The sequence below is a fragment of the Micromonospora sp. NBC_00389 genome (assembly GCF_036059255.1).
In the GTDB taxonomy this organism is placed as follows: Bacteria; Actinomycetota; Actinomycetes; order Mycobacteriales; family Micromonosporaceae; genus Micromonospora.
In genome coordinates this window covers 4,614,046-4,640,132 of sequence record NZ_CP107947.1, presented here as the reverse complement: position 1 = coordinate 4,640,132, position 26,087 = coordinate 4,614,046, and the positions used below count along the sequence as shown (strand labels likewise).

Sequence of the window (26,087 nt, the reverse complement as noted above, 5' to 3'; positions counted from 1 at the left end):
ACGTGGACCGGATCCTCTCGGCACGCGTCAGGACAGCCACTCGTCCAGGTGCTCGGCGACGAAGTCGTCGTCGCGCAGGTGCTGGTAGGCCCGGTGCACCCGGTCGAGTTCGGCGAGCTGTCCCGGCGAGAGCTCCTCGTCCGGGTCCAGGCACCACCGGCCGGCCAGCAGGCCCTGCCGGCGCAGCACCTCGTGGATGCCGGGAATGCAGCCGTGGTAGCCGTTGGCGGCGTCGAAGATGGCCGCGTTGGCGTCGGTCAGGTGACCGTCCAGGGTGAGCAGCCGGCGCAGCGCGGTGTCGTCACCGGCCCGGGCCCGCCGGGCCTCGTCCAGCAGGGTCACCGCGGTGCGCGCCCAGACCGCCCACTGGCCGAGCAGGCCGCCGACGAACTCGACCTCCACCGCCCGCCTGTCGACGACGACCCGGTGCGGCGCCACCAGGTCGGCCAGGATGTGGTCGTCGTTGCCGGTGTAGAGGGCGAGGTCGCCGTTGCGGCCGGCCGCGCAGACGCCGTGCAGCACGTCGAGCGTGCGGTAGCGGTCGAACGGCGCCACCTTGATCCCGACCACCGAATCGAGGGCGGCCAGCCGGGCCCAGAAGTGCCGGGACAGCACCCGGCCGCCGACGGCCGGCTGCAGGTAGAAGCCGATCACCGGCAGCACCTCGCCGACCGCCCGGGCCCGTTCGACGAGAGCGTCCTCGTCCAGCGGCCCGTACGGCGACAGCAGCACCATGTGGTAGCCGAGCGAGGCCGCCAGCTCCGCCTCGGCGACGGCCTGCGCGGTGTCCCCGCAGGCCCCGGCGACCAGGATCGCGTCCGAGCCGGCCGCGGTCTCGGCGGCCAGTTCCAGCACCGGGGCGAGCAGGCCCACCTCCGGGTCGTGGATGGCGAACTGGGTGGTGTGCACGCCGACGGCGATGCCGCCAGCGCCGGAGGCGAGGTAGTAGCGGGTCAACGCCCGCTGCCGGCGCTCGTCGAGCTTGCGGTCGGCGTCCAGGGCGAGCGGATGGGCGGGGATGACGCACCCGTGCCGGAACCGGGCCAGCGCGGCGGCCTGTCGGGTGCTCGATGCGGTCAACACGGTCTCTCCTAGAACTTGCCGTCGCGGCGCTGGAAGCCGGTCGGCTTGTCGAGCAGGGGCTGGCCGTCGGCGACCCAGTCCGCCGTCAGCTCGATCAGCTCGGCGAGGGGTACGTCGGGGTAGCCGAACAGGCCGTGGCAAAGCTGGGCGTTGGACAGCAGCGCGGTCGGCGCCTCGGTGCCGGTGAGGATCGGCTCGCGGCCCAGCCGCGCGGCGACCGCGGCGGCTACCTGGCGGACCGAGACCAGCTCCGGCCCGGTCAGGTTCAGCACGAACGGCGGTGTGGCTGTGTGGTGCAGGGAGCGCAGGACGACCTCGTTGGCGTAGCCCTGCCAGACGACGTTGGCGTGTCCCATGGTGAGGTCCACCGCCTGGCCGGCGTGCACGGCGCGGGCGATGTCCACGAGCACGCCGTAGCGCATCTCGACGGCGTAGTTGAGGCGGATCAGGGCCAGCGGGGTGTCGTCGCGCAGCGCGAAGTTGGTGAGGATGCGCTCGCGGCCCAGGCAGGACATCGCGTACTCGCCGACCGGCTGGACCGGGGTCTGCTCGACGCAGCCGCCGGCGGTCACCGGCACGAGCGGGTAGACGTTGCCGGTGCTCAGCGCCACCAGGCGCGACCCGGCGAAGCGCTGCGCGACCCGGCCCGGCAGGTAGGTGTTGGTGGCCCAGGTGGCGTGCTCCCGGCCGGAGGTGCCGAACTTGGCACCGACCAGGAAGACGACGTTCGCCGCGTCGGGCAGCGCGGCCAGCATGGCGTCGTCGGCGACGTCCGCCTCGACCACCTCGGCGCCCTCATCGCGCAGCGCGTCGGCCAAGCCGGCCTCGGAGAAGCGTGACACGGCGACGACCCGCGCGCCGGTGCCCGCCGCCGCGACCCCCCGCAGCGCCAGCCGCACCAGGCTGGGCCCCAGCTTGCCGCCCGCGCCGAGGACCAGGATGTCGCCGTCGAGCTTGCGCAGGTCGTCCACCAGGACGTCCCGCGGGCGGGAGAGCCGCTCCTCCAGGTCCGCCACGGTACGCATGCCACCACACCCCTTCCGAAGTAACGGTCATGACCGTAACTTCCGGCCACGGGAGCGTCAAGGTGTCCGGGGAGGTGGGTCGACCGGCGCGGGCTCGACGGGCACGGCGAACCGGCCGTCCGGTTCGCACCTCAGGGGCAAGCGGCCGGCTGCGCGGTGTCATGCCGGGGCGGCCGGACGGGCTGCGCGGTGTCAGGCCGTGGCGCGCGCCGCGGCGAGAAGGCCCAGCACGGCCCGGGTCTGCGCCCACGGCACCGGGCTCGGCCCACCCCGGACCATGCCCAGGAACGCGTCGATGGTGGCCCGGTAGCCGAGCTGGTCCGGGCCGCCGCGCAGCACCACCCGCTGCTCCCCACCGCCGGTGTGGACGGTCACCTCGTACGCCTCGCCCTCGCTGACCCCGAGCACCTCGACCGCGCCGGGCACCCCGTCCTCCCACTGCAGCGCCAGCAGCCCGGTGTCCTCGGAGCGCAGTCCCCGGTGCCGGCGTACGGTGCCCGCGGCCCCGACCAGCCGTACCGCCGGCCCGAGCAGCGCGACCAGCAGCTCCACGCCGTGCAGTCCCATCATCACCAGCGTGCCGCCACCCACCGCCGGGTCGTCCTGCCACGGGTTGTAGCCGGTGGCCCAGAGGCCGACATCGTGCCGCACCGTGGCCCGGACCGACAGCACCTCGTCGCGCGGCAGGTCGAACGCCACGAAGTCCGGCGCGAAGCGCAGCACCGAGGAGGTGAACACGAGCTCGGGCGCTCGCTGCACGACGCGTTCCAACCGGTCGAGCTGCCCGAGGGTCGCGGCGGCCGGCTTGTTGACGAAGCAGGGCAGCTCGCGGGCCAGCACCCGGGCCAGCGCGTCCGGCACGTCGGGGGTCGGGACGGTGAGCACCACACCGTCCGGGCCGGTCGCCAGCAGCGCGGCCAGGTCCGGCGCCACGGCGACGTCCGGCTGCTCGGCTCGGAACCGGGCCAGCCGCTGCGGATCGGGCTCCCACACCACCAGCTCCGCGTGGTCACGCAGCGCGCGGGCGTCGGTGTAGGGGTGACTGGTGGCGAGTCCGGCCAGAGCGATGCGCATGAGCGCAGAGGCTACTTCTCCGGTCTCCGGCTGCGCCAGCGCAGGTCAGCCCGGGTCAGCCCGTCCGGTCGAGCTGCTCCGGCCGCACCTCGTGGGCCAGCGGCCGCCCGCGGAGGAACCGGTCGATCTCGGCCACCACGATCGCGCCGGCCCGCCGCCGCGACTCCACCGTCCCGGCCGCCTCGTGCGGCGTCAGCAGCACGTTCGGCAGCCCGCGGAGCGGATGGTCGACCGGCAGCGGCTCGGCGTCGAAGACGTCCAGCGCGGCGTCGATCCGGCCGGTGCGCAGCGCGGCCAGCAGCGCGGCCTCGTCCACCAGCGCCGAGCGGGCGGTGTTGACCAGCAGCGCCCCGTCCGGCAGCAGGGCGAGCTCGCGTTTCCCGATCATCCCGGCGGTCTCCGGCAGCACCGGAGCATGCAGGGAGACCACCAGGCTGCGGGCGAGCAGCTCGTCGAGGCCGACCCGCTCGACGCCCAGCGTCACGGCCTCCGCGCCGGACAGGTAGGGGTCGGCCACGAGCATCCGCGCTCCGAGCGCCCGCACCAGGCCGAGGTACGCCCGGCCGGTCCGGGACGCGCCGACCACCCCGACCGTCGCGCCGCGCAGCTCCCGGCGGGGCGGGGCGCCCTTCGCGCTCGCCCAGTCGGCGCCGGTGCGCAGCGCGTGGTCGAACCGGTGCAGCCGGTGCAGCAGCGCGAGGGTCAACGCGAGGGCCTGCTCCCCCACTGCGTACGCCATCGCGTCGCCGGCCTGGGTGACGCGTACCCCGCGGGCGAAGCTCTCCGGGGTGACGAACGGTTTCACGCTGGCCCCGGTGTGCGCGAGCAGCCGCAGCCGTGGCGCGGCGGCGAGCGCCGCGGCCGTCAGCGGTGCGGTTCCCCAGCCGGTGACGACGACGTCGGCGTCGGCGAGCAGTCCCGCGAGCACGGCCTCGTCGCCCACGTCGGCGCGGTCGGCGGGCAGCCGCACCTCGCCGAGGCGCTGCAGCGCGGCCCAGGTGTCGGGGTCGAGGAACAGCTCGCGGACGTACGGCGTCGCCGCCACGGCGATGACGCTCACCCCTTGATGCCCGTGGTGGAGACGCCCTCCTGGAAGTACCGCTGGCCAATCAGGTAGGCCATGAAGATGGGCACGAACGCCACCACCGATCCGGCGAGCAGCATGTTCAACGGCACGTTCTCCTGTTGCAGCGAGGCGATGCCGGTGGTGAGGGTCCGCATGTCGAGGCTCTGCCCGACGATGAGCGGCCACAGGAAGTCGTTCCAGTGCCAGAGGAAGACGAAGACGCCCAGCGTGGCCAGGATCGGCTTGATCAGCGGCAGCACGATCGAGACGTACACCCGCCACTCGGAGCAGCCGTCCAAACGGGCCGCCTCGAACAGCGAGTCGGGCAGCGACGCGATGAACTGGCGCATGAGGAAGACCGCCTGGGCGTTGGCCAGCGTCGGCACGATCATGCCCCAGTAGGTGTCCACGCCGTTCAGCTCGGAGATGATGATGAAGGTCGGGATCATTGTGACGTGGTACGGCACCATCAGCATCGCCAGGAACGACCAGAACATCGTCTCCTTGCCCGGGAATCGCTTCTTGGCGAAGGCGTAGCCGGCCATCGAGGCGAACAGCAGCACGCCGACGACCGACACCACCGAGTAGACGAGCGTGTTCCCCATCCAGCGCAGCACGCTCTTGGCACCGATGACCTGGTCGTACGCCTCGGTGGAGAACGGCCAGGGCAGCAGACTGTCCGGGAAGGTGACCGGCCCGGTCGGCTTGAGCGACAACACGACCATCGCGTAGAAGGGGAAGAGGGTGAGCACGGCACCAGCCAGCAGCAGCGCGGTACGCCCGATCACCCAGCCCCGGCCGGCCCGGTCCGCGAGGTAGGGACGCCGGGCGCGCCGGGGCCGTTCGGTGGCCGGCGCGGCGGTGGCCGGGGGCGTGATGGTGTCGGTCATTCTTCCCTCCCCAGGGTCAGCCGCTGTATCAGCGCCACGACGATCGTCATCACGAACAGGGCGACCCCGACCGCGCTGGCGTAGCCCAGGTCGAAGTACTTGAACCCCTGGTCGTAGAGCAGGTAGACGAGGCTGTAGCTGGAGCGGACCGGCCCGCCGCCGGTCATCACGTAGATCATGTCGAAGACCTGGAACGACACGGTGGTCTCGATGATGGCGACGAAGAACAGCGCGGGCCGCAGCTGTGGCAGCGTGACGTACCGGAAGCGCTGCCAGGCCGAGGCGCCGTCGGTCAGCGCCGCCTCCTCCAGCTCCGCCGGGATGTCCTGGAGCCGGGCGAGCAGGATGAGCATGCCGTAGCCGAAGCGGGACCAGACCGATACCAGCACCAGGGCCGGCACCACCAGCGCGCTGTCGGCGAGCCAGGAGCCGGCCGGCAGGCCCAGCGCGCCCATCGCCCGCGACCACGGCCCACCGTCGGCGAAGACCCAGGTGAAGACCACCCCGGCGAGGACCAGGCTGGTCACCACGGGCAGGAAGAAGATGGACCGGAAGAGCTTCGCGCCGCGAAAGGCGCGGCGGGTCAGCAGTGCCATGCCGAGGGAGGCCAGCATCGACAGGGGTACGGACAGCGCGGTGAAGACGACCGTGACGCGCAGCGCCGACCAGAAGGTCGGGTCGTCGACGAGTCGGCGGAAGTTCTCCAGGCCGGCCCAGCTCGTGTCACCGCCGATGGTGTAGTCGGTGAAGCCGAGGATCACCCCGGCGATCGCCGGCCCGAACCGGAAGATGGCGAAGAGCAGCAGGAACGGCAGGACGAACAGCAGGGCCGTGCCGGCCTCACGGGCCGACGGCCGGCGGAGGCGCCGAACCTCGCTCCCCGGCCGGCGTGGCCGCCGGACCTGGCTCTCCGGTAGTGCAACCATCTGACAACCTTTCTCGGCGGCTCGCGGTGGGCAGGGTACGCCCACCGCGAGCCGCGCCAGGATCAGCGAAGCAGCGGAGCGGCGGCCTTCGCGGCGTCGTCGAGCGCCTGCTCCACCGACTTCTTGCCGAGCAGGGCGGCCTGGATCTCCGGGAAGAGGACGCCCTGGACGTCCCGGGCCTTCTCGTGCAGCGGGCCGACGGTGCTGGTGGCTACCTGCTGCTCCTGCACACTGAGGACAGGGTCACCGGCGTAGAGCGTGCCGGTGGACTTCCGCGGGGAGAAGAAGTTGGAGGCCAGGTCGTACTTCTTGGTGTTCTCGGCGTTGGTCGCGAAGGCGATCCACTTGCCGGCCGCCTCCTTGTTCTTGGCGCCCTTCAGCATCGACAGGGAGCCAACGGTGCCGTAGCCGATCTGCTTGACGTCGGTGAAGTGCGGGACGGCCTGGATGTTCTCCTTGCCCCACAGCTTTTCGACCTCCGCCACCGGCACGTGCCAGACGCAGCCGACCTTGTTCTGGCCGATGCGGGTCTGCTCGATCGACGGGACGTTGGTGATCAGGCTCTTGTCGACGTAGCCGCCGTCGACGAGTTGCTTCACGAAGGTCAGCGCCTTCTTTGCGGCGTCGCTGTTGAAGGCGACCGACGTGCCGTCCGGGCTGAACACGTCACCGCCGGCCGACCACATCAGCGGGTAGAAGGTCTGGTTCAGGGTCTGCTTGGAGTCACCGGGGTACGCCGCGATGTCGTAGCCCTTGGCCTTGAACTTCGGCGCCAGGGTGAGCAGGTCGTTCCAGCTGGTGGGGTAGGTCGTCTCGCCGACGGCGGCGAAGACCTTCTTGTTGCAGATCGGGGTGGCGGCGCTGGTGAGGATCGGCGCGCCCATCATCTTGCCGTCGATGCTCACCGACTTCGTCACGTTCTCGTGGTAGTCGCTCTTGGCCGCGTCCTCGAGGTACTTGTCGACCGGCTCGATGTTGCGGGCGTACTTGGGCAGCTGGTCGGGGATCAGGTAGACGACGTCGGGCCCCTTGTTGCCGGCGATGGCGGTGGCCAGCGCCTGGTCCCGGTTGGCCCAGGGGAAGATCTCGGTCTTGACCTCGATGTTCGGGTTGGCGGACTGGAACGCCTTGACGGTCTCGTCCCAGTGCGCGCGGTGCTTCGCCTCGTCGACGATCACCGGATATATCCACATCGTCACGGTGGTCTTGCCGGAGTCACCGGAGCCGGAACCGCCACAACCCGTGGCCGCGAGTGCGGCGACGAGCGCCACCGCGACGGCCGACAGGCTCTTGCGAACACTCATCTCGCATCCTTCCGGGGGAGTCAGGTTCGCCGTACATTAACTTACGGTCCAGGCCGATACTAGAGCCGAAGAGTATCGAGGTCACACCGTTACTGTTCGTACGAGCGTCGCGCCGGATCGATCCAACCCCGTAATAGTGAAGGAACCCGATGACCGTCTCCCTGGCCATCGTCGGCGCGGGCGACCGCGGTACCACCTACGCCGGCTACACGCTGCGTTCCCCCGACGAGGCGCGGGTCGTCGCCGTCGCGGAACCCCGGGACGCGCACCGCACCACGCTCGCCGACGCACACCGGGTGCCGCCGTCCGCCCGGTTCGACTCGTGGCAGGCCCTGGCCGCCCGGCCACGGCTGGCCGACGCGGTCGTGCTGGCCACCCCCGACCGCGAGCACGCCGAACCGGCCGCCCGCTTCGCCGCACTCGGCTACCACGTCCTGCTGGAGAAGCCCATCGCACCGACCGAGGCCGAGTGCGAGGCGGTCACCGCGGCGGCGGAACGCGCCGGCGTCCTGCTCGCCGTCTGCCACGTCCTGCGCTACACCCGCTACACCGAGGCGGTGAAGCGGTACGTCGAGGCGGGCACGCTCGGCCGCATCGTCGGCGTGGAACACCTGGAGCCGGTCGGCTGGTGGCACTTCGCCCACTCCTACGTGCGCGGCAATTGGCGCCGCGCCGACACCTCGTCCAGCAGCCTGCTCACCAAGTGCTGCCACGACCTCGACTGGCTCCGCCACGTCGTGGACGACACCCCGGTACGGGTCAGCAGCGTCGGCGGGCTGCACCATTTCCACCCCGGCAACCGGCCGGTCGGTGCCGCCGACAGCTGCCTCGACTGTCGCGTCGAGCCGCGCTGCCCGTACTCGGCCGCCCGCTTCTACCACGACTGTCTCGCCGATCCCGACCGTCGGGTGTGGCCCCTGTCGGTGCTGACCCGCGACCTGACCCCTGCCGGGGTGACCGAGGCGCTGCGGAATGGCCCGTACGGGCGGTGTGTCTTCACCGGCGGCAACGACGTCGCCGACCACCAGAGCGTGACGATCTCCTTCGCCGGCGGGGCGACCGCCACCCTGACCATGAGCGCCTTCACCCCCGGCGGTCACCGGCGCACCCGCATCATGGGCACGCACGGCTACCTGGAGGGCGACGGCGAGCAGGTCACCGTCACCGACTTCGTTACCGGCGCCACCGTCACCACCGACACGCGGGGCGGCGGGGCGGACGCCGGAACCGGCCACGGCGGCGGGGACATGCGGTTGATGGCGGCCTTCGTCGAGGCCGTGGCGACCGGTGATCGGTCCGCGGTGCGGTCGGGGCCACGGGAGTCCCTGGACAGTCACCGGATGGCGTTCGCGGCGGAACGCAGCCGGCTCGCGGGCGGCATCCCCGTCGCGCTCGCCGCGCCCGACAGGGGCCGACCGAGCCCGGCGGCGCCCCGGGCCGATGTTGATTCTTCGATGCCTTGATGATTACGGTGAGGGCCAAAATGGACGAAGGGATGGTTCATGGCCCTCGATCGACCACGGCGCGCCGCGCCGCTCGCCGCCCTCGTGACCCTGCTCGCCGCCACCGCCGTCGGCGTCCCCGCGCGCGCTGCACCGGTGACAGAAGTGCTGGTGGGAACCCCTCACCACAACGTCGCGATCTACGGCGCGACGTTCGGGTCGACCGCCGCCGGCGACTACGCGTACGCCGTCGCCCGCGGCACCACCGGCGAGCTGAGCGTGGTGGACACCCGCACGGCGGAGGTGATCCGGACAATGCCGTTACCCGGCGCCGGAGGATCCTGGGGCGGCACGGTCATGCCCGACGGCACCGCCTACATCGGTGCCGACAGCAAGCTCTTCCGCTACCGGCCCGGGGCCGACCAAGTGGAGGACCTGGGCTCGCCCGCACCGGGCGAGACCGCCACGTGGCGCCTGGCGAACGACGGCCGGCGCGTGTTCGTCGGCACCTTCCCCAACGGAAAGATCTACTCGGTCGACCACCGCAGCGGGACGGTACGCGACTACGGCCAGGTCTGGCCCGGCGAACAGTACGTGCGCAGCCTCGGCGTGGCGAACGGAAAGGTCTACGCGGGCCTGGGCACCGTCGCCCGGATCGTGGAGGTGGACGTCGAATCCGGCGACCGCCGCGAGATCCCGCTGCCGGAGCAGTACCGGGCCGAGCAGTTCGTCTACGACCTCGACGTCCACCAGCAGACCCTCTTCGCGCGGCTGACCAACAGCAATCGGCTGCTGGTCCACGATCTCAGGACCGGCGAGTGGGTCGCCGACCTGGGCACCAGCCCCGGGTTGAACGTCTCGCCGCCGGACGCCAAGAAGAACGTCTACTTCGGATCGACCGGTGGCCGCCTCATGGCCTACAACCGGAACAACCGCACCGTCACCCCGACCGGCTTCACCGGATTCGGCACCGCTCGCGGCTTCGGCTGGACCCACCTCGACGCCGACGGTTGGCCCGGCCGGACGCTGGTGACGATCAGCCTGGGCGGGATGCTCTCCTACTTCAACCCGCAGACCGGGGCGCACAAGGTCGTCTCCTCCGGCGTGCAGGGCCTGCCCGCCCAGTTGCAGACCGTGGTAGCCGGCCCCGACGGCAAGATCTGGTCAAGCGCCTACCCCAGTGGCGGGATCACCTCGTACGACCCCGCCACCGGCACCTTCACCGAGAATCCCACCGCACTGGGCCAGGCCGAAGGGCTGCACTCGTACCGCGGCCTGATCTACGCCGGCGTCTACCCGGGCGCGAACCTGTTCGAGCTCGACCCGGCCAGGCCCGTCGTCCGGGGCAGCAACCCGCGCCAGTTCGGGTCGCTCAGCTCGGCCCACCAGGACCGCCCCTTCGCCATCACCGGCCTCGGTGACCGAATCGCGTTCGGGACGATCCCGGAGTACGGACAGCTCGGTGGCGCGCTCGCGATCGCCGACCCGGACACCGGCGCGCAGCAGGTGCACCGCGACGTCGTACCCGACCAGAGCGTCACCGCCCTGGCCACGGTCGGAGAGTTGGTGCTGGGCGGCTCCGGCGTCTGGGGTGGGCTCGGCGCGGTACCGACGCAGACCGAGGCGAAGCTCTTCCTGTGGGATCCGGCGACCTCGACGAAGGTCTGGGAGGGCGTACCCGTTCCCGGCGCGAAGGCGATCACCCGGTTGATCGTCGGCGCGGACGGTCACGTGTGGGGCGCCACCGCCGGGACGCTGTTCGAGTTCGACCCGGTGGACAGGAAGGTGCTCAGGACCGTCGAGGTGGAGCCGTTCGACTGGAACGTCGACCACGTGTGGCGCAGCGAAAATCTGGCCTTCGCGCCGAACGGCGACCTGTGCGGCAACTTCCGCACCACCGTGGCGTGCGTGGACCCGGCCACCCTCGCTGTCAAGAGGCTGGCGACGGGGATCGACGACGTCTGGACCATGGACACCACCGGCACGATGTACTACGCCCGAGGGGGCCAGCTCTACCAGCTCACGCGCTGAGCCCCGACGCCGACCAGCCCCGCTCTCCCCCCGAGAGGAGAGCGGGGCTGGTCCGTCTGATCGCCGCCACCCGGCGGTGGCTCGACACGCCGGGGATGACCCGCTCAGGGCGAGAAGCCGCCGGCGCGGCGGCTACCGGCCGATGCCGGACCGCGCGCCCGCCGCCACGATCGCGTCCTTCTCGCCGCCGCTGAGCAGGCCGGCCTCGACCAAATCGCCGGTGACTGAGGCGACGTGTGCGACGAACGCGCCGTGGCTAGTCCAGTGCGCCTCGTCGCGGATCAGGTCGTTGACCGTGCACCCACGCTCGGCGTACCGGTTCGGCACGCCGGACCCGCCGCCCGCGTGCACCTGGGCCCGCAGGTCGGAGCGGGGGCAGTCGTCCGGCTCCGGCACATACCGCAACAGGTGCGAGCCGTACTGGACCGCCCCGTTGGCCGCCTTGACCCCGTTGCGGAACCAGAGGTTGCCCTCGCCGTCCTGGGTCACCCGGTAGGTCTGCGTGTCCCGGATGGTCCGCACGGCCTTCGACAGTGGATCGATCCTGTGCAGGTACCCGTCGAGCGCGGCGTAGACGTGCTCGTCGGCGGCGCTGACGACGAGTTCGTCGGCCACCCCGGAGGAGCGGCCCGGCACGTCGAGGCGGTGCGTCACCGCGCCGGTCGCCGGGTCGAGGACGAACACCTCGCCGTCGGCGAGGCCCCAGATCATCCCATCCGGGCCGGCGACCAGCGAGGTGATCGAGTCGGCGCCGGGCACCGGGGTGTACTCGGCGGTCTTCTCGCCGGTCGCCAGGTCGGCCGTGAACACCTCCGCCTCGGCGGCGCGCGGCACGGTGCCCCCGCCGCCACTGATCGTGGTGCCCGCCCACAGCTGGTCGCCGACCACGGCAAGGCTGATCACGCCCTGGTCGGCGACGATGTTCCGGCGGGTGGTACGCGCGCCGGTCGCCGTGTCGTAGACCGTCAGCGCGCCGCCCCACAGGCCGTAGTCGGGGGTGCTGCCGACGTAGATCCGGCTTCCCGACGAGGCAAAGGCGAGCGGCCGGTTCTGCCCGTCGGGCTGGAGGCGGAACAGCTCGCGCGGGTTGGTGCCGAGCTGGTACGGCCGGGCCGGGTCGTAGACCAGCACCCCGCCGTACGGGTACACGCCCTGGTACATCCTGCCCTCGTGCCAGCCGAAGCCGTCCGCCTGCCCGAGCCGGCCGACGTTGATCGCCGTGCCCGTGGCCGGGTCGAGGACGGCGAGGTTCCCGTTGATGTAGAGGTTGGTCCAGATCCGGCCGTCCGGGCCGGCGGTGATGGTGTTGATGTCCAGGGCCTGCGGCGGGAACGGCAGCCGGTACCGCTCGCTAGCCCCGGTGGCCGGGTCGTAGCGCAGCGCCTGCCCGCCGTAGTTGCCGATCACGGCGTACAGCCGGCCGTCGAGGAAGCCGAACCCGATGCCGGCGCCGTCGCTGCGCACCGGCGCGCCGGCGGCGTCGCGCACCGGCCCGACGGTGTCGGTCGGCAGGTCGTAGCGCCAGAGTTCGGTGCCGGAGGTGAAGTAGACCGACCGGCCGTCGGGGGCGAGCGGCGAGGTACCGCGCGAGCCCATGGTGAACCCGTCGGCCAGGACCGCGCCGGTGTCCGGGTCGAGCACCAGCCCCTGGAGCTTGTTGCGTTTGACGAAGAGCTTCCCGCCGACCAGGTTGATGTCGTACGGGTAGTTCGCGTCGCCGCGCAGCGCCTCCGGCCAGATGTCGCGCTTCTCCCCGGTGCCCAGGTCGAGGCGGACCAGGTGGCCGGCGGTGCCGACCGCCGCCCAGAGCACGTCGCGCGAGGGGTCCACCGCGACATCGACGACGTACTGCTCGCCGGCGTACATCCGGCCGTGATCGCGGAAGCCCTCGCCCGGGGCGTAGGAGAAGACGTGCGCGCCGGGGTAGGTGCCGCCGTAAACCCGGCCGTCCGCGCCGGGCCGCAGGCCGTAGAGGACGGTCTGCCCGGCGACCGGGGCGCCGAGGTCCACGGTGGTCCGGGTCTGCGGGTCGTACGAATAGAGATGGGCGTTTGGGTAGCTGCCGGCGTACACGGTGCCGTCGGCCGTCTGGGTGATCCCCCAGGCGCCGGAGGAGTCGGGCAGGTAGGCGGTGTCCAGCAGCTCGCGGGTCACCGGGTCGGTCACGCTGAGCACCCCCGGTGATCCCATCTGGACCCCGTAGACGACCGGCCGGTTCTCGGCGCCGGTGCCGTAGTGGGCCTCGAAGACGGTGAGGGCGGTCTGCTGGACACCGAAGTCGGTGACGGTGCCGGGCGTCGCGCCGGCCGGAACCGCCGAGGCGGCAGCGGCGGCCGGGAACAGGGCGGCGACGAGCGCCAGGACGGCGACGGGCACGAGGGTACGGCGGAACGACGACACGGGCGACCTCCACGTTCGACGATGCCGGCACCCTATTACGGTGGCGTCCGGAATTCCAGAGCCGCTGGTCGATGCATGCTATCGGTGGCGAACTTGCGGGTGGAGCCTCGACACGATGCGCCGGGCATGGTGCGCTGTAGCAGTTACAGCCCTGACCGAAACCCTGAATCCCTGGAGGTCGTGTTGCGACGTATCGCGCTGACCGCGGCCCTTGCCCTCGCCGCCGCCGCGCTGGCGGTCCCGGCGGCAACCGCCCACGCCGAGCCGCTGGCCGCGGCGGCAACCGTCCACGCCGGAGCACCGCCCGGCACCGTCACCGACCTCGGACCCGCGTCCGAGGTCACCTCCGTCAACGGCGCCGAGCTGATCGACGGCACGATCTACACGGCCACCGGTGGTGTGACGCCGATCGTGGTGGGCGGCTACGACCTGGCCGAGCAGCGGGTGAACCGGCGCTACGAACTGCCCACCGGCGGTGGCGCCTGGGCCACCGCGGCGGTCGGCACCGACCTGTACGTCGGCACCTATGACCCGGGGGACCTGTACCGGGTGGACACCACCGGCACCGCGGTCACCAAGGTCGCCGACGTCTCCCCCGACCAATTCATCTGGGCCCTGGCCACCGCGCCCGACGGCGTCCTCTACGGCGGCACCTATCCCAACGGCCGGGTCTTCTCCTACGACCCGGCCACCGGCGCCACCCGCGACTACGGCGTCGCCGTCCCCGGCGAGCAGTACGTGCGCAGCATCGCCGTCGACGCGACCACCATCTACGCCGGCGTCGGCGCGCACGCCCACCTGATCGCCATCGACCGGGCCACCGGCGCGAAGCGGGAGATCCTGCCACCGGAGTTCGCCGACCGTACCTTCGTCGGCACCCTCGCCCTGGAGGACGGTCTCCTCGCCGCCGCCCTCTCCCCCACCGGCACCATGCTGCTGATCGACACCGCGGACCCGTCGCGCTACGAGGTCGTGCAGACGCCGGACAGCTACATCACCGCGATCGCCATAGACCCCGGCCGCAACGACGTCTACGTGGGCACCCGGCCCTCGGGCACGCTGCGCCGGTACGACCGGGACACCCGGCAGCTCAGCACCCTGGCCGTGCCCTACGACGGCGCCTCCTTCGGCCGACTATTCGTCACGGACGACCAGCTGCGCGGCGTGGTCACCAACACCGTCGTCACCTACGACCTGACCACCGGCGAGTTGACCGGCGTCGACCTCACCGAGGCCGGCATGCCGCCGGCACCGGAACTGGCCATGGCGATCGCCACCGACGGCCCCCGGGTGTACGTCTCCGGCAAGGCCGGTGTGCAGGTGCACGACCTGGTCGCCGGCACCTCCACCCGCCGGTTCCTGCCCGGCGAGGCCAAGGCGATGACCCCGGTCGCCGGTGAGATCTGGATGTCGGTCTACACGCTGGCGTACCTGTTCCGGATGGCACCCGACGGCGACCCGCGCCGGGTGACAACGATCGGCCACGAGCAGACTCGGCCGCTCGACGCGACCTGGTCCCCCGCCGACAAGCTGCTCGTCGTCGGCACCGAACCGGAGTACGGCCGCCACGGCGGCGCGGTCTCGTTCTACGACCCCCGGTCCGGCGCGCTGGACGTGCACCGCGACGTTATCCCGGACCAGTCGATCCGTTCGGTGGCGGTCAAGCACGGCACCGCGTTCCTCGGCAGCAGCATCAACGGTGGACTGGGCACCACGCCCCGGGCCACCGAGGCCCGGCTCGCCGGCTTCGACCTGGCCACCCGGACGAAGACCTGGGAGATCAGCCCGGTACCCGGCGCGAAGCAGATCGTCGAACTGGTCGCCACCGGCGACCGGATCCTCGGCCTCACCGAGACCGGCGTGCTCTTCGCCGTCGACCAGCGGACCCGCCAGGTGGTGGCCACCACCACTGTCGCGTCCGGGCAGAACACTCTGGTGCAGGTCGGCCCGGCGATCTACGGCACCAACGGGAGGGACGTCTGGACGCTGGACCCGGCGACGATGACGGTCACCCCGTTCGTCACCGGCCTGAACGCCGAGTGGTACGGGGGCGGGGCGCTGCTCACCGCCACCCCGGACGGCTCGGCGCTGTACGCCCTGCGCGGTCGCAACCTGGTCCGCATCCAGCTGTAGACCCCGCATTCCGGTGCGCAGGACGCGGGCCGGCGACCCCGAGGGGGGATCGCCGGCCCGTCTCCGTCTCTGCGCTGTGCGCGGCCGAACGGGCGGCGGTCAGCCGGTCACGGTGACCCGGTACAGGTGCTCGCCGGCGCCGAGGAAGAGCCGGCCGTCCGGATGCACGGCGAGGAACTCCGCCGGCTGCTCCAGCAGCTGCCGCGTGGCGCCGGTGGCCAGGTCAACCTGCACCACCTGCTCGCTGCGGACCAGCGCGTACAGCAGGTGACGCGGGGCGTCGTAGCCGAGCTTGCCGCGGCTGTCGGCGACACCCGGGGGGAGCTGGAGGCGCTGGACGACCGAGCGGGTGGCCAGGTCGACGGCGAAGAGCTGGCCGCCGGCCAGGCCCCAGAGCAGCCCGGTGCGGTCCACCGCCAGCGCGGGGATCGCCGTCGCGCCCGGTACCGGCACGAACTCGAACGTCTTGGCGTCGCCGGCGACGTCCCAGCCGAACAGCATCGCCTCGTTCTGGGTCGGCGGGGGCACGCTGTACCCACCGGAGATGGAGGTGCCGCCTACGAGCAGGCCGTTGACGTGGATGAGGCTGACGATCGACTGGTCGGTGACCACCGGCCGGTGCACGCGCGATGCAGCGCTGGCCTTGTCCACGATGGCCAGCACGCCACCGAGGGTGGTGTTGGGCATGGTGCCGTACGCGACCTTGTCGCCGGCGTCGGTCAGCGCCCGTACCCGCACCTGGTCGGCGGCCTTCAGGTCGAGCAGCTTCGCCGGGTTGTCGGCGCTGCCGGGCAGGCCGGGCGAGTACTCGGGGCTGTGCCACGGCGCGGCCGGGTCGTACCGGTACAGCCGGGAGTCCGGGTACGCCCCGAGCCAGATCCGGTCGCCGGTCTCCAGCACGCTCTCCACCTGGGCGAACCGCTGGAAGGTCGACACGCCCGTGTCCGGGTCCACCCGGGCCAGGCCGCCGTTGAGGTAGCCACCGACCCAGACTGTGCCGGTCGGGCCGACGTGCAGCGCCGCGATGGGGATCGGCGCGCCGGGCACGTCGGTCGGCACCACATCGGCCCGCCCGGTGAGCGGGTTCCAGCGGAACATGTCGCCGCGCCAGAGCAGCCCGACCAGCGTGCGACCCGGCCAGTCCCGGTCGCGGAGGTTCACCCAGCCGATGCCCCGGTTGTTGACCACCCGGCCCGGGAAGACCAGCGGGGTGTCGGTGAACGTCCGCTTGCCGGGGTGGTAGCCGATGAGCCGCCCGGCGCGGGTCAGGTAGACCAGGCCGCCGGGCCCGGGTGCGGAGACGTCCAGGCCGGCGACGTCGTCGATCAGGTCGGTCCACCGCCGCCGGGCGATGTCGTACACGCCGAGCCGGCCGGTGGTGGCCGAGCCGAACCGCGCGTACACGCGGCCGTCGTGGGCGTTGAGGTCGTACACCGTCTGGCCGGTGCCGTCGCCGAGGCCGTCGGGCAGCGGGAGTTCGCGCCGCTCGCCGGTCAGCTTGTCAATCTCGAACAGGTGGGCGTCCGGCTGGGTGCCGGCGTAGATCGTGTCGGCGGTGACCGCGAGGCTGCGGACGTACTGGGCGCCGGGCAGCACCTGGCCGTAGTCGCGGGTCGTCCCGGTGGTCGGGTCGTGGGCGAAGACCCGCGCGCCGGGGAAGGTGCCGCCATAGACGATGCCCGCGTCGTCCACGGCGATCCGCCAGATGTACGTCTCGGACGGCAGTGGACGGCCGAGGTTCTCGATCGGGCTGTCCGGGCCGGGCTGGCGGCGATACAGGTCGCCGGTGTTGTACGCGCCGACGTAGACGGTGCCGTCGGGTGCGGCGGCCACCGCGTACGAGCCGGGGGCGCCGGTGAGGTCCTGGGCGGAGACGGTCCGCCCGGTCGCCGGGTCGATCGCGACCAGCCGGGCGGGCTCCCCGGACACCGCGGACCAGAGCACCGGCGTCCCGGTCGGGCCGGGGGCGACGGTGCCACCGATCAGCAGTACGTCGCGCAGGGGGATGCCGAAGGGGTCCACGGTCACCCCGGCGGCGGACTCCCCGGTCGTGACGCCGGCGGTTGCGGGGCCCGCGGTCCAGGCGACGGGCAGGGCCGGCACCGCGGTGAGGGCGACGGCGGAGCGGAGCAAGGTACGGCGGTTCGTCATGGGACGCCTGCCTCTCTTCCAGCGGCCACCGGGGAGCCGGCGGCCGAGCCGTGACGGTCAGATACCGGAATCTCGATGAGGGCCGGGATAAGCGATCCATCCCGGGCGTCGGTGAGCTGTTGCTGGTGCGACCCCTCGCGACTCATATCGGGCGGGGCCGCAATGACCCTAGGCCGCGTTCTTCGTCGGCGTCAACGCCTCGCGGTCACCTGCCGGCGGCTGTGGTCCCGGTAGGTGTCACCCTCAATTCATCAACGAATTCCCCTGCGACCATGTCCCGGCGGCAGGCAGCCGTACTAGACTCTCCGCAATTCCGGTCCCGGCCGAAAGGCAGTGCCCATGGTCGCCCGTCGTCATCTCCTGCAGGCCGCCGCGCTCACCGGCGGAGCGGCACTCCTCCCGTCAGCCCCTGCCCACGCCCAGGCTGCCGCCGAACCCGAGGGCACCGTCGCCGATCTCGGCCCGGCCAGCGTCACCACCCCGCTGGGGAACGGCGAGTTCGTCGGTTCGGTGCTCTACGCCGGCACCCGCGGCCTCTCGCCCAACCTCGTGGGCGGCTACAACCTCACCGCCGACGCCGTCACCTCCCACACCGACATTCCCAGCGGAATCGGCGTGTGGGCGATGTGCCGGGTGGGCACCGACGTCTACGTCGGCACCCACAGCCGCTCCGACCTCTACCGGCTCGACACTGTGACGGGTGTCCTCGACAGGGTGGGCGCCTACCCGTACCACTTCATCTGGAACCTCGCCTCCGCACCGGACGGCAAGGTCTACCTCGCGATCTCCGAGCCCGGCCGGGTCGTCGAGTACGACCCGGCGACGGGAGAGAGCCGCGACCTGGGCGTGACGGTCGACGGTGAGGCGTACGTGCGCAGCATCGCCGCGGACGAGACCACCGTCTACGCGGGCGTCGGCGCGCACGCCCACCTGATCGCGATCGACCGGGCGACCGGAGCCAAGCGCGACATCCTTCCCGCCGTGCTCGCGGGCCGGGACTTCGTGGCGAGCCTGACGCTGTCCGACACCCACCTGGCCGGCGGCATCTCCTCCAACGGCGAGGTGCTCGTGCTCAACAAGGCCGACCCGGCCGATCACCGGGTACTGGCCACTGGCGAGAAGTACGTGACCTCGGTGCTCATCCACGACGGCTACGTCTACTACGCCGGACGGCCGTCGGGGATGCTCTACCGCTGCGCGATCGACGGCGGGGCCGTCGAGACCCTGGGCGTGGCCCAGCCCGAAGCCGCCACCCACCGGCTCCTCATCCGCGACGGCCTCGTCTACGGCGTGCAGGACGGCGCGATCGTCGTCTTCGACCCCGCCGACCGTTCGCTGCGCTACGTCAACCTCGTGCAGCGCGGCTTCCGGGCCGCGCCCGAGGAGCCCATGTCGGTACACAGCGACGGGAGGCGCGTCTACGTCGGCGGTAAGGGCGGCGCGGACATCCACGACCTCGCCACCGGCACGCGTACCCGCGTGGGCATACCAGGCGAACCCAAGACGGCGCTGACCGTCCGCGACGCCACGTACCTCGGCGTGTACACCCAGGCCCTGCTCTACCGCCACCGCGCGGGCGAGCCCGAGGCCACCCTGCTGGCCAGGACCGGCAACCAGCAGGACCGCCCGCGGGACCTGGCGTACGACGACGCGACCGGGCTGATCGCCATGACCACGCAGCCGGAGCCGGGACACCTCAACGGGACGCTGGCGCTCTACGCCCCGCGGACCGGCCGGTTCGACACCTACCGGCCCGTCGTCGAGCGGCAGAGCCTCTACGCCGTAACCTGCCGCGCCGGCGTCGCCTACCTCGGCACGAACATCCAGGAAGGGCTCGGCCTGCCGCCGGTCACCACCACCGCCCGGCTCGCCGCCTTCGACCTGCGCAGCCGCCGGTTGTGCTGGCAGGTCGAACCGGTGCCCGGGGCGAAGGTCATCCCCGGCCTCGCGCACACCGCACTCGCCGTCTACGGCATCACCGACAGCGGGGTGCTCTTCGAGTACGACCTGCTGCGACGCCAGGTCACCCGAACCACGAAGGTCGGCGCGCGCGGTGCGGACCTGCACGTCGTCCGCCGGGTCGCCTACACCACCGACGGCAACGCCGTCCACAAGATCGACCTGGTGACGTTCACGGTCACCACCATCGTCGACGGACTGGCCGGAGAGTGGTTCGGCGCCGAACCCAAACTCGCCCTGGACCCGTCCCGGCGCGCCCTGTTCGGCCTCAAGGAACGCAACCTGGTCCGCATCACGATCGCCGGCCACTGACAACGGGTGACCGCCCGCAACCCGCCAGTGCCAGCCGGACTCCCACGGGCCGCGGATAGGGCCCGACTTCGAGACATCTCTCATGGAAGAGGAGCAGGCGCATGACGCATCTCAACCGACGTAACGTGATCCAACTAACGGCACTGTCCGCGCTGGGCGGCAGCGTGCTCGGCGAACTGCCGGCCGCAGCCGACGGACTACGTCAGCCGGGGCAGTTCGGCCCGGCGTCGCTGAGCGCGGCCATCGTCGGCATGGCCGTGGACGGCACCACCGGGTACTTCGTCACCCGGGGGCAGACGCCGCCGAAGGTGGTCACATACGACATCGTGTCCCGCACCGTGACCGACGTGGTCTCGCTCGAGCGGGGCGACGGCGGGTGGGCCTGCACCGTCTCCGGCGGCAAGGTCTACATCGGCACGTACTCGTTCGGCGACATCATCGAGTACGACCCGGCGACCAGGGTCGCCCGGCGACTCGGCACCATCGGCCCGTCGGGCACGATCGTGTTCGCCGCCACCACCGCGCCGGACGGCGTCGTCTACTTCGGCACCTATCCCCGTGGTGAAGTGTGGTCCCTGCAGCCGGAGACCGGAACGCTGACCAACCTCGGGCGCGCCTTCCCCGGATCCCAGTACGCCCGCCTGCTCGCCGCGGACGAGACCTACGTCTACGCGGGCACGATCCCCGCCCACATCGTCCGGATCGACCGCAGCACCGGGGCGAAGGTCGACATCATGCCCGTCGGCACTCCGCTCGATTCGGGTCTAGGCGCACTGGCCGCGGGTGGCGACCGGGTCTACGCCGCATCCTCCTTCGGGGTCCACGACATCGCCCGCGACGGCTCCGGCTACGTCGAGGTGCGCGCCGACGAGGAGTACCTTGTCGACTCGCTGACCGTCACGGACGACGGTGGGCTGCTCGCCCTCGGACGGCTGACCGGATCGATTCTCCGCCGGGAAGGCGACCGGTTGGCCAGGATCGCCCAGGGCCCGGAAGGCGACGAGGGACGCGGCGTGGCGCTGCTCCCCGACGGCACCGTCTTCGCCGCCAACGGCAGCGGTCGGGTGTCCATCCTCGCGCCCGGTCGGGACACGGTGGAGCAGGACGATCTGACCAACGACGCGCGGGCCGCCGGACCCGAACTTCTCCAGTCGATGTGCGCGGCGCCCGACGGCTCGGTGTATGTGGGCGGGCACTTCGCAATCACCGTGCACGAACCCGCTCGCGGCATCAGCCGCCGGTATCCCGTCGCCGGCGAGGCCAAGGACATCGCCGCGTGGCGGAACCGGATGATCAGTGCCCTGTACCCGAGCGGGGAGGTCATCGACCTGGACCCACGGACCGGTCGGGTGCGCAGCTTCGGCAGGATCGACAACAATCAGCAGCGGCCCTGGGACGTAGTGCACCACAAGCCGTCGGGCCTCGTCCTGATCGCGTCGGCCCCGCGTTACGGCAGCCTGCAGGGCGCCCTCACGCTCCTGGACCCAGCGACCGGGAAGATGGAGGTACGCCTCGACATCCTGCCGAACCAGGCGCTGAACGCCATCGCGTTGGACGGGGATTTGGCCTACATCGCCGGGGACACCTGGGGCGGCAACGGTATCCCGCCCACCGAGCCGACCGCCCAGGTGGCGGTGTTCGACATCAGCCGGCGCGAGGTGGTCGACCGGTTCGCGCCGCTGCCCAACCAGCCCAGCATGCAACACGTCGAGGTGCTCAACGGGGTGCTCTACGCGCTCTACAAGCGTACGAGCGGCAACTGGCTCGCGTACGACCTCGCCACCCGCACCGTTCTGCGGTCCGGCAAGCTCAGCGGCTACGGGGAGATCGTCGCCCACCGCGGCCGCATCTACGCCGGGGCGAACTTCGGCGACAACATCTACGAGCTTGGCCCCGGGCTGGGGTCGGCGGTGCGGCTGCACACCGGCATCGGCACCAACTGGTACACGGTTCCTCGGATCGAGCCTGTCCTCGGGGCTCGCAAGGCATGGGCGGCGGTAGATCGGAACCTCGCCCTAATCGAACTGCCCTCCTGACGGGCCGCGGAGGGTGTGGCTCCGTTGCGTTGAGCGTAGGCAAGATCGAGGCAGACTTGAGCAGTGAGGTCATCGAGCCAGCCTGACCCGTGGCTGCCACCGAGGTCGGCGTTCGCCGGGTTCCGGTTCCCGCCGGAGGTGATCGTCGTCGCGGTGCGCTGGTATCTGCGGTTCAACCTCTCCTATCGCGATGTGGAGGAGCTGCTGGTCGAACGTGGCGTGGAGGTCGACCACGTCACCGTCTACCGCTGGGTGCAGCGGTTCACCCCGCTGCTGGCCGATGCCGCCCGCTTCTGCCGGCACTCACCAGGCGACAGGTGGCACGTTGATGAGACGTACGTCAAGGTCAACGGGGTGTGGCGGTACGTGTACCGGGCGGTCGACCAGTACGGGCAGGTCATCGACGTGCTGGTCTCGGCCCGCCGCGACGCCGGCGCGGCTCGGCGGTTCTTCCGCCGGGCGCTGTCGACGTTGAAGGTGACACCCGCGGAGGTGGTCACCGACGCCGCCGCGGTCTACCCCGGCGTGCTGGATGAGCTGATCCCGTCCGCATGGCACCACGTCGAGCAGTACGCGAACAATCCGATCGAGGCTGATCACGGCCAGCTCAAACACCGGTTGAGACCGATGCGCGGGCTACGAACGGACGAGACAACACAGGTGATCATCGCCGGCCACGCCTTCATGCAGAACCTCCGCCGCGGCCACTACGAACTCGCCGTCGACGCCCCGCCCCCTCTGCGGGTCGCCGCGGCGTTCACCGAACTCGCCCAAGCGATCTGACCGCGGACCCGACACCCGATTCAACACTTCCGCCGATCCGATAACGCAACGGCGCCCACCGCCGGCCCCACCAGCGAGGACGCATTGGAATGCCTCCGGCAGGCAGCCCATTGCCGGGCTGAACTCGGCCAGGCCACCACAGCCCTGCGCCAGTTCCGGCAGGTACTGACGCACGTACGCGCCGCCTCCGGCGACGTCTCCCCCACGGCTCTCGACCTACGTTTCAACATCGGCATACTGCTGGTCTCCGAAGACAAGGCCGCCGAGGCCGCGGACGAGCTGCAACCGCTGCACGACGACCTCTGCGTCGTCTATGGCCCGGAACATGAACTGACCCGGGAAGTCGCCGATCTGCTTGCCCGGCTCCGACTCGCCGCCGACGGATAGTTCCGCCACCGCCACCGCCGTCGCCGTCGGCGCAGGTCTTTCCCGCGTGTTGCCCGGGGTTGCTCTCGACATCGGTGATCTCTATGCTTCCTGGGCGTCAAGAGTGGTCAGCGTCAAGCCTCCCGGCTTGCTGACCCGGCAACCGCGCCACCCGCGCACGGTGCCTCCGGGGGAAGACCAGGCCGACCGCAAGTTGCGGTACGGCAAGAGCGGGTGCCTCGGGCACCGGAGAGCGAGTTCACCGTGCCATTCGAGGAGCTGGACCTGGCCGCTTTCGCGGTCTGCCTGACCTGCGGGCACCTCCGCGACGGTGCCCCGCGCGAGCAGCGGTGCCGCTGCCAGCCCCGTACGCCGGAGTGGGAGCAGCAGTGGCAGGGCCAGGACATCCCCGGTGACCTCGACCTGTGTGTGTTGTGCGTCCGGGACACGGTGACCACCCGAACCCGGTGGTCGTGGCTGGCCTGCGAGACCTGCCGACACGTCTCGCAGGTCGTCGGCGAACGGTACGGCCACCGCGCCGCCCTGCCGCTGGGCCGGCACTCGCTCATGAACGGCGACGTGGTCCAGCCGCAGACGGCCACGACCACCGAGGTCGCTGCCTCGCTGGTGGCCTCCGCGCGGCGTTGCGACGAGCTGCGCGAGTGGCAGCAGGTGGAGTTCACCCGGCTCGCCGAGCCACTACGCGTGATTGCTTCGAGCGTGCCGCTGGCCGAGTGGCAGCGGCAGTCGCCGCCGTCGCTTGGAGCAAGCGTCGACGCTTTCGACCGCTACGGCGTCATGCCCGTACCCAACGACCTCAGCAGCCTCCGGCAGGCCCAGACCGAATTCCTGTCCACCGCTTGTTGATCGCCAGTCCAGCCGGCTGCTGTTGGCGGTACCCGATATCGCGAACAGCAGCCGCGCTGGTCATCGCCCATCGACGGTCCGGTGACGACGGGCAGCTCGAATGCCGCGCCGTTCGATAGCATCCGGCCATGATGGACAGTGATGGAGAGCAGCGACGTCGACGCCTGGTCGAAGCATGACCATCATTAGTGGTTGGCCAGCGCTGACCGTGACGTTGAGCAACAGGAACTCGCCAGCGAGATTGTTCATTCAGGAGCGGTTCGGCCGCTGGCAGGACCTCCAGGCACGGTATCGGGAATCCGTGGGCTCCCTTGTCGTGCCTGGAAGCCAGGTGAACCCTGGCACCATCGGCACCGCTTTCGACTGGATGGTCCGCTTCATGGTGTATCCCCGTCCGGACCTGCGCCTGGCACTGCTCGGCGCGCGCACTCCCCCACTACGGCACGCGGTCCACGAACTGGCGCGCACGCTGAATTACTCCCAAAGCGGCGGCAGCGTGGGGACCTCCCGGTTCACCGGGCCGGCCGCAGGGAGCGAAGCCGACCATCAACTCGTTGCCCGGGCGTGCTGGGCGCTGGCGCTCCTTACCGACCTGTACCGGGTCGGTCCCACACCGGGATCCCCGCTGATAGCCCTGGATCCAAGGTCCATCACCACCGAGAAGCTGCTTGATCTCGCCCCACCCGCGGCCCTCGACGAGCTCCAGGCTCTGCGCGCCTTCGCCGAGCGAAGCCTCCTGCCGTCCCTGTCGGCACGGCGTGGCGCTTGGGCCCTTGGACCGACCTTCGCCGGATCATCGCTGATGAACGCCGACGCCGACCTGATCGCCGCCGGTCTGCTGCTCGAACTCAAGACGGGCCTCGGCAGCAAGCGCCGCGACGGGACACGACGGTCATCACTGGAAGCGCCGACCATCATGCAGCTACTCGGATACGTACTGCTGGACTTCCCTGACGAGTTCGCCATCGAAGCCGTCGGCGTCTTCAACGCCCGCTACGCACACCTGACGACGTGGCATCTAACGGAACTCCTAGCTGAGTTGGCAGGCCGGCCCGTCGACCTGAAGGAGGAACGTGTCGCCTTCCATCAGCTGCTCGCTATGGGCGACCACGTTAGTCCTCGCGTCGGAGACCATCTATGTAGCCCTGAATGAGGGCGGACGCGTCGCGGAAGTCGAGGTCGAAGAACTCGCGGTCCTTGCGCACCCGGTAGGGCGCCAATCGAGCGTGCAGCTCAGCCTCTACCGACGGAGCATCCGCGACCACCCACAAAGCGCGCACGCCATACGGGATAACGACGCCGGTCGCCCGGTTGATCTCCCTCACCCGCTCCTCGACGGTTCGCTCGGTGTAGCCAATCTTCAGCATCCGAGGCTGCTCGCGAGTCGACAGCACGTAGATGTAGCCAGCTCCTCGCGTTTCACGCGGCTGTTCCCCGACGAGTCCGGCCAGATGGACCTGCACGTCCGCGTCAGCCAGTAGCGTGAGCTGCTTCGCAGCGGTGGTATCGTCGCCATCCCTGATCGCGGTCCGTAGGCGACCGAGCGCATCACCAGCTTGTAGGCAGCGCTTACGTCCAGGGCGGCCCAGCTGTTGCCACACGGTGAACCAGTCCCACTGGTCCTGCTTGTGACAGCGCGAGTAGAGCCCCTTGACTTCCGACAGGGCCTCCAGCAGTGACGGGCTGGACTCAATCGGGTCGTTCTGCAGGTAGCTCAGCACGGCCGCTACCGACTGACGTCGTTTCTGCTGAACCTCGGGCTTGACGGGGGCCATCCCGAAGCCCCACTTCTGCACGACCTGCACGCGGTGGTCTTGAACTGGAGATGCCACGACCGCCCCCTCCTCCCGTAGCTGCATGCGCCGTCGGATACGGCGATCCCGGCCACTTCAGCAGCGGCCGGAATAAGCGGGAAGAGTATCCAACATGACTCGCTGGCCGCCGAGCCGGAGCCCAGGCGGGAGGCCGCCCGTCTGCGGTGGAGGACAGGCGGCTACGGGCCGAGAGGACCGGGCGGGCAAGATGACCTTTGCGTGGTCTACGGCCCAACTCGCGAGGAGACTCGGGCGATCGCCCACGTGCTGGCCCGCCTCCGGATCACCGGACGCGGGTAGGTGACAATGACACCCTGTCCACCGCCATGGATCATCGCGACGGGTCGCCGGCGGCGGTCGTCCGAGGAGGAGTCCGTGGAGTTGGCAGCAGACTCTGATGCCGTCTCTGCAGCCAGCGCCGTTCG

Annotated in this window: 19 protein-coding genes and 1 riboswitch; of the genes, 9 read left to right on the top strand and 10 right to left on the bottom strand. The window is 71.0% G+C overall.

Annotation, left to right across the window (positions count from 1 at the left end):
• Positions 1-27: 27 nt before the first annotated feature.
• The 7 genes from OG470_RS22125 to OG470_RS22095 form a co-directional block, all read right to left on the bottom strand.
• A complete protein-coding gene (locus tag OG470_RS22125) occupies positions 28-1,083 on the bottom strand; it encodes a dihydrodipicolinate synthase family protein (RefSeq protein WP_328415047.1) in 1,056 nt (351 codons plus the stop codon).
• Positions 1,084-1,091: 8 nt separating this feature from the next.
• The gene (locus OG470_RS22120) at positions 1,092-2,108 is read right to left on the bottom strand and encodes an NAD-dependent epimerase/dehydratase family protein (protein ID WP_328415045.1); all 1,017 of its coding nucleotides are present in this window, start codon (positions 2,106-2,108) and stop codon (positions 1,092-1,094) included.
• A 192-nt stretch (positions 2,109-2,300) separates the two neighbouring features.
• Entirely contained in the window at positions 2,301-3,182 is an 882-nt protein-coding gene (locus OG470_RS22115; protein ID WP_328415043.1) for a Gfo/Idh/MocA family protein, read from the bottom strand.
• 55 nt (positions 3,183-3,237) lie between these two features.
• A complete protein-coding gene (locus OG470_RS22110) occupies positions 3,238-4,242 on the bottom strand; it encodes a hydroxyacid dehydrogenase (RefSeq protein WP_328415041.1) in 1,005 nt (334 codons plus the stop codon).
• Positions 4,239-5,138 carry a carbohydrate ABC transporter permease gene (locus OG470_RS22105; RefSeq protein WP_328415039.1) on the bottom strand — a complete coding sequence of 300 codons (900 nt, stop codon included), beginning with the start codon at positions 5,136-5,138 and terminating at the stop codon, positions 4,239-4,241. The genes OG470_RS22110 and OG470_RS22105 overlap by 4 nt, the downstream gene beginning before the upstream one ends.
• Positions 5,135-6,064, bottom strand: coding sequence for a carbohydrate ABC transporter permease (locus OG470_RS22100; RefSeq protein WP_328415037.1), 930 nt, complete (start codon positions 6,062-6,064; stop codon positions 5,135-5,137). Before OG470_RS22100 ends, OG470_RS22105 begins: the two co-directional genes overlap by 4 nt.
• Positions 6,065-6,126: 62 nt before the next feature.
• Positions 6,127-7,368, bottom strand: coding sequence for an ABC transporter substrate-binding protein (locus tag OG470_RS22095; RefSeq protein ID WP_328415035.1), 1,242 nt, complete (start codon positions 7,366-7,368; stop codon positions 6,127-6,129).
• 149 nt (positions 7,369-7,517) lie between these two features.
• Between OG470_RS22095 and OG470_RS22090 the strand changes: the two genes are divergently transcribed.
• Entirely contained in the window at positions 7,518-8,831 is a 1,314-nt protein-coding gene (locus OG470_RS22090; RefSeq protein ID WP_328415033.1) for a Gfo/Idh/MocA family protein, read from the top strand.
• A 39-nt stretch (positions 8,832-8,870) separates the two neighbouring features.
• Positions 8,871-10,841 (top strand): hypothetical protein, encoded by a 1,971-nt coding sequence (locus OG470_RS22085; RefSeq protein WP_328415031.1) that lies wholly within the window; start codon positions 8,871-8,873, stop codon positions 10,839-10,841.
• A 132-nt stretch (positions 10,842-10,973) separates the two neighbouring features.
• Here the strand turns inward: OG470_RS22085 and OG470_RS22080 are convergent, their stop codons facing one another.
• Complete coding sequence (locus tag OG470_RS22080; protein WP_328415029.1) at positions 10,974-13,241, bottom strand: outer membrane protein assembly factor BamB family protein; 2,268 nt, start codon at positions 13,239-13,241, stop codon at positions 10,974-10,976.
• 180 nt (positions 13,242-13,421) lie between these two features.
• On the opposite strand from OG470_RS22080, the gene OG470_RS22075 reads away from it, so the two are divergent.
• Positions 13,422-15,374, top strand: a complete 1,953-nt coding sequence (locus tag OG470_RS22075) for a hypothetical protein (protein ID WP_328415028.1) — start codon at positions 13,422-13,424, stop codon at positions 15,372-15,374.
• Between the two features lie 99 nt (positions 15,375-15,473).
• Here the strand turns inward: OG470_RS22075 and OG470_RS22070 are convergent, their stop codons facing one another.
• Positions 15,474-17,525, bottom strand: a complete 2,052-nt coding sequence (locus OG470_RS22070) for a hypothetical protein (RefSeq protein WP_328415026.1) — start codon at positions 17,523-17,525, stop codon at positions 15,474-15,476.
• Between the two features lie 339 nt (positions 17,526-17,864).
• Between OG470_RS22070 and OG470_RS22065 the strand changes: the two genes are divergently transcribed.
• From OG470_RS22065 to OG470_RS22040, 6 genes are all read left to right on the top strand, one after another.
• Positions 17,865-19,796 (top strand): hypothetical protein, encoded by a 1,932-nt coding sequence (locus tag OG470_RS22065; protein ID WP_328415025.1) that lies wholly within the window; start codon positions 17,865-17,867, stop codon positions 19,794-19,796.
• A 101-nt stretch (positions 19,797-19,897) separates the two neighbouring features.
• On the top strand, positions 19,898-21,832 hold the full coding sequence (locus tag OG470_RS22060) for a hypothetical protein (protein WP_328415023.1): 1,935 nt from the start codon (positions 19,898-19,900) through the stop codon (positions 21,830-21,832).
• 93 nt (positions 21,833-21,925) lie between these two features.
• Entirely contained in the window at positions 21,926-22,615 is a 690-nt protein-coding gene (locus OG470_RS22055; RefSeq protein WP_328426540.1) for an IS6 family transposase, read from the top strand.
• Between the two features lie 84 nt (positions 22,616-22,699).
• A complete protein-coding gene (locus OG470_RS22050) occupies positions 22,700-23,002 on the top strand; it encodes a hypothetical protein (protein ID WP_328415021.1) in 303 nt (100 codons plus the stop codon).
• Positions 23,003-23,097: 95 nt separating this feature from the next.
• Positions 23,098-23,218, top strand: a riboswitch (SAM riboswitch).
• Complete coding sequence (locus tag OG470_RS22045; protein WP_328415019.1) at positions 23,216-23,848, top strand: hypothetical protein; 633 nt, start codon at positions 23,216-23,218, stop codon at positions 23,846-23,848. Its footprint overlaps the riboswitch before it by 3 nt.
• A gap of 175 nt (positions 23,849-24,023) precedes the next feature.
• The gene (locus OG470_RS22040) at positions 24,024-25,001 is read left to right on the top strand and encodes a hypothetical protein (RefSeq protein WP_328415017.1); all 978 of its coding nucleotides are present in this window, start codon (positions 24,024-24,026) and stop codon (positions 24,999-25,001) included.
• Here OG470_RS22040 and OG470_RS22035 read toward each other — a convergent pair.
• The gene (locus tag OG470_RS22035; protein WP_328415015.1) at positions 24,961-25,653 is read right to left on the bottom strand and encodes a GIY-YIG nuclease family protein; all 693 of its coding nucleotides are present in this window, start codon (positions 25,651-25,653) and stop codon (positions 24,961-24,963) included. The two genes, OG470_RS22040 and OG470_RS22035, sit on opposite strands and share 41 nt — an antisense overlap.
• Positions 25,654-26,087 lie beyond the last annotated feature (434 nt).